The sequence below is a fragment of the Streptomyces sp. FH025 genome (assembly GCF_017427025.1).
GTDB lineage: Bacteria > Actinomycetota > Actinomycetes > Streptomycetales > Streptomycetaceae > Kitasatospora.
Genome location: NZ_JAFLNG010000417.1, coordinates 1 through 6997, shown reverse-complemented (window position 1 = coordinate 6997; position 6997 = coordinate 1). Strand labels below are relative to the sequence as shown.

Sequence of the window (6997 nt, the reverse complement as noted above, 5' to 3'; positions counted from 1 at the left end):
CAGCAGCCGTTCGAGTCCGGCGATCAGGACGTCCAGGTCGAAGGCGAGCTGTTCGTCCCCGGGGCCGGCGCCGTCCCAGCCCGCCCACTCCCGCAGGCCCGGCAGCCGGTCGTCGGGGGTGCCGTCGAACAGGTTGACCACCTCGGTGATCTGCGGGTGGACGCCGTGCCGCCGGACGAGGATCGCGTCGCGGGCGGAGGAGACCAGGAGCTCGGCCAGCAGGCCCACCGTGCGGCCGGCCTGCGGGACGGTGAACCCCGCCCGGCGCAGTGTCCGGTACAGGCCGTCCGTCGTCTCCAGGAGCGCCGACCCGCTGGTCAGCGGCATGCGGATGTAGTCGAAGAGCGTGTCGGTCCGCACCATCGCCTCGCGGGCGGAAGCCGCGTAGCTGCGGATCGCCTGCTGCCACGAGGTGTCGTCCGGGGCGGGGGCCTGGGCCAGCTCCGTCTGGAGGGCGTCCAGGGCGACGAGTTCGAGCAGTTGCTCGCGGTCGCTGACGTGGTAGTTCAGCGCCTTGCGGACGACTCCCAGCCGTTCGGCGACGGCCTGCATCGTCAGCTGCTCGGGGTCCAGCTCCCGGGCGGCGGCGACGATCCGGGCGCGGTCGATGCGGGCCGGCCGCCCCCGGCGGCGTGGCGGGCTCGCGTCCCCGGGTGTCGCCGGCATGACGCTCCTCCTTCGGTGTCGTCGCTCCCTGATGGCCAGCACAATATTTGCCCATGGGAAGAAAATCCATAGCGGGCTGTTGCCCGGCGTGTCGGGGCCGCCCGCGAGCGGTCGGGGCGCAGGGAGCGGGGCCGTCCTGAGACGCGGGGGCGGGTCAGGTGAGCATCACGCCGGTTTCGCGGGCCAGGGTGTCCAGGCCGTAGCGGGTCATCGCGGCCGGCGGCAGGGCGCGGGGCGGGGATCCAGCACGACGGCCCGTTGCCGTGGGGGAGCGTCGCGGGACACCGTAGGCGGTGCCCGGCACGAGACGTTACGGAGGACGCCATGACGATCAAGCCGAACGACGACCCGACCGCCGCGCCGCCCGGCCGGCCGCCCGTGGTCGACCTGGCCACCTGGCAGGCCGCCCGGGACGAGCTCCTGGTCCGAGAGAAGGCCCACACCCGGGAGGCCGACGCCATCGCGGCGGCCCGCCGCCGGCTGCCGATGGTGGAGTTCGACGGGAAGGTCGAGGTCGTCGGCCCCGAGGGCCCGGTTCCGTTCCTGGACCTGTTCCAGGGCCGCGAGGAACTCGTGGTGTACAAGCACATGTGGCACGACGGGGCGCCGCACCAGGGGCAGTGCGAGGGCTGCACCACCATGGCCTGGCAGTTGAAGGACGCCGTCTACCTCAATGCCCGTGGCGTCTCGTTCGCCATCCTGACCGCCGGCCCCTGGGACGAGGTGGCCTCGTACGTCGACTTCATGGGTTACACCCAGCCCTGGTACTCGGTGCGCGACGCGGCCGCGCCGGTCGGCGGAGGCATGGGCTCGCTCGCCTGCTTCCTGCGTGACGGCGACCGCGCGTTCCTCACCTACTCCACGACCGGCCGGGGCAACGAGGCGGTCGGCGGCTTCCTGGCCCTGCTCGACATGACGCCCTACGGTCGCCGCGAGGCGTGGGAGGACGACCCCGAAGGCTGGCCGGAGGCCCCTCAGTCCGGCTCACCGGTCGGCGGGCACGGTGTGCCGACCTGCTGGTACTGGCGCTCGGACACCGACGGCACCGCCACCTGGGGCCCGACCAGCCGCCCCGTGCCGCAGTGGACGCGCCCCGGCGCGACCCCCGCCGAAACCCTCGGCCGCAACGGCCGCCACCACTGACACCCTCCGACACCGTCCGTCGCCGGGGGCCTGATGGCGGCCCCGGCGGCGGACGGTGTCGGACGTGGCAACCGGTCAGGTGAGCATCACGCCGGTTTCGCGGGCCAGGGTGTCCAGGCCGTAGCGGGTCACGTGCTCGGTGTTGGCCGGGTCGATCGTGCGGACGCCCTCGGCGGCGAGCCGCTCGTTGATCTCGTCCAGGTGCTGCCGGACGACCTGCTTCTCCGCCTCGGTGGTACGGCCCTTGTGGGGCCGCCCGGCGTGTTCCAGGCTGGCGTAGTTGACCCGGTCCCGGCCGTTGGCGAGGGCCGGCGAGGGCGCGGCGGCTCCGGCCGTCGGCCTGGCCCCGCGCAGCACCTCGGACATCGGCGCGGCCGAGGCCAGCCGGTTGAACGTCTCCACCTCCATCACCAGCGTCTGCGGCTCCGCCCGGTCCGGGTGGTGCAGTTCGACGGTGACGAGGTCGAGCGCCAGTTCCGGCAGCTCGCTCAACTCCCCGGCGAGCGCGTCGATCTCGACCGGGCCGTCCGTCAGCTCGGGGTGCCGGAGCACCACGAGCCGTACCAGGTCCCCGTCGTCCTGCGCGTGTTTGCCGGTCAGGTCCGAGAACCGGATGATCTTCTGGCCCATGTCTTTCCTCTCCTGCCCCTGTGATCAGTCGAGAGCCTACGCCCACGATGATCAACGCCGTGCCGGGCTCAGGAGGGGCGGTCGCGGAGCGTCACCGTCGTCGCCACCGTCACCGTCACCGTGACCGTCACCGTCACCGGAGCTCCCGGCGGACCGTCGCGACGACCTCGGGGTCCAGGCTTCGCGTGCCCTGGTCGAGCAGCCAGCGTTCCAGCGCCCGCCCAGGGTCCCGCAGTTGGCGCGGCGGTCCGTCCGGGGCGCGCACGGTCACCAGCCCGCCGGACACGAGGATCTCGGCGACGGTGTCGTCCGAGCCGGCCAGGACCCGCAGCCCTCGGTAGCCGAGCCCGTCGAACGGCCGCCCGGCGTCCGTCGCCGGTGCCAGCGCCTCGATCCGACGCGTCAACTCCTCGATCCCGGCGGGCTCCAGGGGGAAACGCGGGTTGGGCCGCCCGCTGTAGAGGTCCACCTCGACGACCATCCGTCAGCGGATCCTGTGCTGCTGGCTGCTGCAACCGTAGAAGTAGCCGCAGAAGATCGTGTACGGCCCCCGGTCGGCGGTCTCCGGGTCGTAGATCACCTTCCCGCTGTTGTCGTAGTTGCGGGCGGCCGTCCCGCCCGGCTTGTGGCCCCAGAAGCCCTCCTTCTGCTTCCGGTACCAGTGGTAGTCGCCGCCGCCGGGGATGACGACCAGGGCGACGAGGTACCGCGGCTTCTCGCTGTCGGGGAAACAGTCGAACCGGTGGTGCATGCCGTCGCAGAGCGCCGCGCGGGTCACCTCGTCGCAGGTGATCTGGGTGTACATGCTGCCGCAGCCGCGACCGGGCTGCGCGAAGGTGTTGGTGCGCCAGTCGCTGGCGTAGTTGTAGCAGTTGTTGCTGGACATGACGGTCGGGTCGTTGTTCCAGAACCCGGGATTGAACGCCCCGAGTTCGATCGTGCACGTGACCGCGGGGCTCTCCTTCCGCTCACCGCCCGCCGGCTCGACCCGGTCGTCCACGGAGGTCCGGCCGCTGCTCGCCAGCTGGCCGAGCAGGAACTCCCGGAAGGACGCGTCGACCGGCGGCGTGGGTCCGGCGAAGGTCTCAGGGGCCGCACTCCAGTTCGCGACGGTGATCAGCCGCTCGGCGACCTCCGCGCCGCGCCCGGCGGGTGCCTGTGGCCCCGCCGGAACGAACACGCGGGACTCCACGTCGAAGTCGTGCGCGAGCTGGTCGTCGAAGGTCTCCACCCAGAACCCCCGCAGGCCCAGGCCGCCCGCCGAGTGCTCGGAGGGCGTCGAGCCGGCGAACAGCGCCCGGTCCCGCGTCAGATCCCGGAGAGCCGCGCGCGCCTCTCCCTCGTCGGTGATGTCGGCGACGGGGTTGGGCCGGCCGGAGTAGACGTCGGCGGTGATTCTCAGCATGTGTTTTGCTCTCCTTGAACGAGGGGTGATGTTCGGGAACGGCTCAAACGCTGGCACCGCGCGTTCGGCCGCGCGACGTGGTCGTGCCGTCGGAGTGGTGTCGGGGCGAGGCGGCCGGCGGCGGCCATTGGAGGGACGGGGCCGCCGCTCAGGACCTGGAGTCAGGAACCGGGGCAGGCGAACCGTCCTTGCGGTACGGGCGAGTTGGCTAGACTGCGGCGAGCCTGGCGGGATCGCCGATGAGTGGAGACAGCGAATGAGCACGGACGAGACCTGGATGACGGCCGCCGACTTGGGGCCGGACGTGGACCCCGACTCGGGGTCCGAGGGAACGGCCGGCCCGTCCATACGCCAGGACATTCCGCACAGCGCCCGGATGTACGACTACTTCCTCGGCGGCAAGGACAACTTCGCGGTCGATCGTGAAGCCGCCGAACGCGTCCTGACCGTCTTCCCCACCATGCGCACCGCGGTCCGCGCCAACCGCACCTTCATGCACCGCGCCACCCGCGCCCTGGCCCGCCGCGGGCTGCGCCAATGGCTGGACATCGGCACCGGCATACCCACCTCGCCGAACCTCCACGAGGTCGCCCAGACCGTGGAACCGCGGGCCCGCGTGGTCTACGCCGACAACGACCCGGTCGTCCTCGCCCACTCCCGCGCCTTGATGACCAGCACCCCCCAGGGCCGCACCGCCTACGTCCACGGCGACGTCCGCGACCCGGCCGCGATCCTGGCCACCCCCCAGGTCGCACAGACCCTCGACCTGACGCGGCCCGTGGCCCTCTCGATGGTCGCCCTGCTCCACTTCGTCCCCGACCTCGACGACGCCCACGCCATCGTCAAGCGCCTCCTGGACCCCCTGCCGGCGGGCTCCGCCCTGGTCCTCTCCCACGCCACCGCCGAACTCGACCCGTCCGGAGCCTCCAAGGTCGAGGAGATCTACAACCAGGCCGGAACCTCCCTGCGACTGCGCCCCAAGGCCGAGTTCGCCACCTTCTTCGAAGGCCTCGACCTCCTCGACCCCGGCATCGTCCCCGCCCACCGCTGGCACCGCGACGACACCGACACCGACCTGCTGCCCGACGCCGTCACCGACGCCCAGGTCTCCTTCTACGCCGCCGTCGCCCTCAAGCCCTGACAGCCGCGGACCACGGGGGCGAGGGGGCCGGCCTCAGATCCCCGCGCCGCGGACGTCCGCATGGACCCGGGCCGCCAGGTCGGTGAGTTCGCCGACGTCCCGCGGGTTGGGGTCGAGCAGCACCTCGTCCACCGTTCCTAGTCAGTGAGCGGGAGTGAGTCTTGGACCCACGTCCCGGCACTGCGCGCAGCCCGAACGGTTTTGGGTGCGCTGGTCGCCCGCGTTCTCGTGGTCCCCGTCCGGCGGCGTGCATCGTGTGCACGGTCCGTGACGGGGCGGCGGGTCTCCTCACGCCTCCGGATGCCCGGTGGGGCCTGGGCGGTCCGATGCCCCCGACGATCGCTCTGGTCGTCGTGGGGCGGTGCCGTCCGTCGCCGGATCGGGTGTCCGAGGGCGCGTCGCCCGATCGCGATGCTCGCGGCATCGTGCCGGGTGGTCTTGCGAGTGGGCGCGGCCATGGGCTTCTGCCAGTGCTGCGCGCCCCACTGGGAGGTGTAGGCGGGGTCCACGGCGACGATGACCAGGTCCAGCTCCGTGGCCATGGAGATGAGGCGGGCGCGGAGTCGTCCGGTGGGGATGCCGGAGACGACCTGGCGGAAGCGCTTGTTGCGGCCGTGTTTCTCGCGGGTGGTCTCGGCGGTGAAGTCCAGGTTCTCCAGGCCGATCGCCCTCACGCCGCACTGTTTGGCCCAGTGGAGGAGTTGGGTGATGGCGTGGCGGATCTGGGCGTCGCGGTGGGTGGCGGTGCCGGATAGGTCGTAGGGGAAGCGCTTGGGGTCGCCGACCGGGTTGCCGTGGCGGTCGAGGTGCCAGCACGCGAAGTGGTCGGCGTTGGTGTCCACGCCGACCATCCCGGCCTCGCGGGCCGCCTCCAGCGGCATCGTCCGCACCACGGGCCGGGTCCAGGACGCGTCCAGGTACCAGCGCCCGCGTTCCACGTCCAGGTGGATGCGGTAGGCGACCGCCCGGTTGCCTTCGATACGGTCCCGCCATTCGGTGCCCCGGTGCGCGAATGCCACGTTCGCGGCCATGACGTACCGCCCGTTCCGGGCATTCGCCAGTCCCGCCAGCGGGGCGGGCAGCTTGACCGACACCTCGCCCTGCGGGGTGACGCGGATCGTCTCGTTGCCGAACCGCTTGCCGGACTCCCCGTCAGCGGTGAGGAACCAGCGGGACGCCTCCCAGCGTTCCCGCCACTGGGCCTCGGTCAGGTTCGCCGCCGCCAGGTGGTGCCGGGTGTTCAGTAGCTTCCGCCCGCCGCGCACCACATGCACGCGACCCGCCTCACGGTCGGCCCGGACAGCCGCGTGCCGTTCCTCCAGCGCCGTGAGCCGACGCGACTTGACGAACCACTCGTGCCGGGAACGGTAGCCGCCGGGCGCGCGCCTGGTGCCCTTCTCCCCGACCGGCAGCGACAGCCGGTGGCGCAGCGTCCGGATGCCGGTGTCCAGTGAGTCCAGGTGCGCGGCCTGCCCGCGGCGCGAGAGTGCCCACTGGTCGTGCGTGGCCTTCGTGATCGAACCGGCCCAGCGCGACGAGGACTCCACGGTCAGGTCCCGTTTGCGCGTGGCCCACCGCTGGCTGCCGTGCTCCAGGGCGTCCGCGCAGCGGGCCTTCAGGTCCCTCGACGCCAGAGCCCCCAGATGCCCGCCGACCAGCCGCAACACCCGCTCGTCCTCGGGCGTGAGGCCCTTGAGACGGTCACGGACCGTCACCCCCGACGGGCCACAGGAAACGAACGGCGCCTCGATCCGCCGAAGCCCATCCCTCGACCCAGCCACGCCATCCCCTCCTCCCGGTCAGTGCAACCACCCTCACACACACCACTGACAGTCGCCTCATCGATCCAACAAGCCGCGACCGAAAACAAACTCATGGACACTTATGCGCGCCAAAACGACCTTAGTCCACAGCAGTTCACAACCCCCTGCGGAACGATCCTGGCCTCCGGTGCTCCCGGCCGCAGCCGCTGTACCACCGTCCGCAGGATCCGTGCCCGTCGGGGCCGAGTA

The 6997-nt window shown here is 72.0% G+C and carries 7 protein-coding genes; 2 read left to right on the top strand and 5 right to left on the bottom strand.

The annotated features are described in order from the left end of the window. A partial coding sequence (locus tag J0670_RS25510; protein ID WP_207814005.1) for a TetR/AcrR family transcriptional regulator C-terminal domain-containing protein occupies positions 1-666 on the bottom strand: 666 nt, incomplete at its 3' end. Between the two features lie 324 nt (positions 667-990). Here J0670_RS25510 and J0670_RS25505 point away from each other — a divergent pair. Beyond that, a complete protein-coding gene (locus J0670_RS25505; protein WP_207814004.1) occupies positions 991-1809 on the top strand; it encodes a DUF899 family protein in 819 nt (272 codons plus the stop codon). A 75-nt stretch (positions 1810-1884) separates the two neighbouring features. On the opposite strand, the gene J0670_RS25500 is transcribed toward J0670_RS25505, so the two are convergent. The 3 genes from J0670_RS25500 to J0670_RS25490 form a co-directional block, all read right to left on the bottom strand. Beyond that, positions 1885-2439 carry a hypothetical protein gene (locus J0670_RS25500; RefSeq protein ID WP_207814003.1) on the bottom strand — a complete coding sequence of 185 codons (555 nt, stop codon included), beginning with the start codon at positions 2437-2439 and terminating at the stop codon, positions 1885-1887. A 133-nt stretch (positions 2440-2572) separates the two neighbouring features. Beyond that, positions 2573-2920 carry a hypothetical protein gene (locus J0670_RS25495; RefSeq protein WP_207814002.1) on the bottom strand — a complete coding sequence of 116 codons (348 nt, stop codon included), beginning with the start codon at positions 2918-2920 and terminating at the stop codon, positions 2573-2575. Between the two features lie 3 nt (positions 2921-2923). Then, positions 2924-3844, bottom strand: a complete 921-nt coding sequence (locus J0670_RS25490) for a hypothetical protein (protein ID WP_207814001.1) — start codon at positions 3842-3844, stop codon at positions 2924-2926. Positions 3845-4100: 256 nt separating this feature from the next. On the opposite strand from J0670_RS25490, the gene J0670_RS25485 reads away from it, so the two are divergent. Beyond that, positions 4101-4985, top strand: coding sequence for an SAM-dependent methyltransferase (locus J0670_RS25485; protein ID WP_279383068.1), 885 nt, complete (start codon positions 4101-4103; stop codon positions 4983-4985). Positions 4986-5122: 137 nt separating this feature from the next. On the opposite strand, the gene J0670_RS25480 is transcribed toward J0670_RS25485, so the two are convergent. Then, the gene (locus J0670_RS25480; protein ID WP_307806683.1) at positions 5123-6700 is read right to left on the bottom strand and encodes a transposase; all 1578 of its coding nucleotides are present in this window, start codon (positions 6698-6700) and stop codon (positions 5123-5125) included. Positions 6701-6997 lie beyond the last annotated feature (297 nt).

Bases quoted from the DNA above. Each gene is read 5' to 3' on its own strand.
- J0670_RS25505 (WP_207814004.1), top strand. From the start codon at position 991: ATGACGATCAAGCCGAACGACGACCCGACCGCCGCGCCGCCCGGCCGG.
- J0670_RS25500 (WP_207814003.1), bottom strand. From the start codon at position 2,439: ATGGGCCAGAAGATCATCCGGTTCTCGGACCTGACCGGCAAACACGCG.
- J0670_RS25495 (WP_207814002.1), bottom strand. From the start codon at position 2,920: ATGGTCGTCGAGGTGGACCTCTACAGCGGGCGGCCCAACCCGCGTTTC.
- J0670_RS25490 (WP_207814001.1), bottom strand. From the start codon at position 3,844: ATGCTGAGAATCACCGCCGACGTCTACTCCGGCCGGCCCAACCCCGTC.
- J0670_RS25485 (WP_279383068.1), top strand. From the start codon at position 4,101: ATGAGCACGGACGAGACCTGGATGACGGCCGCCGACTTGGGGCCGGAC.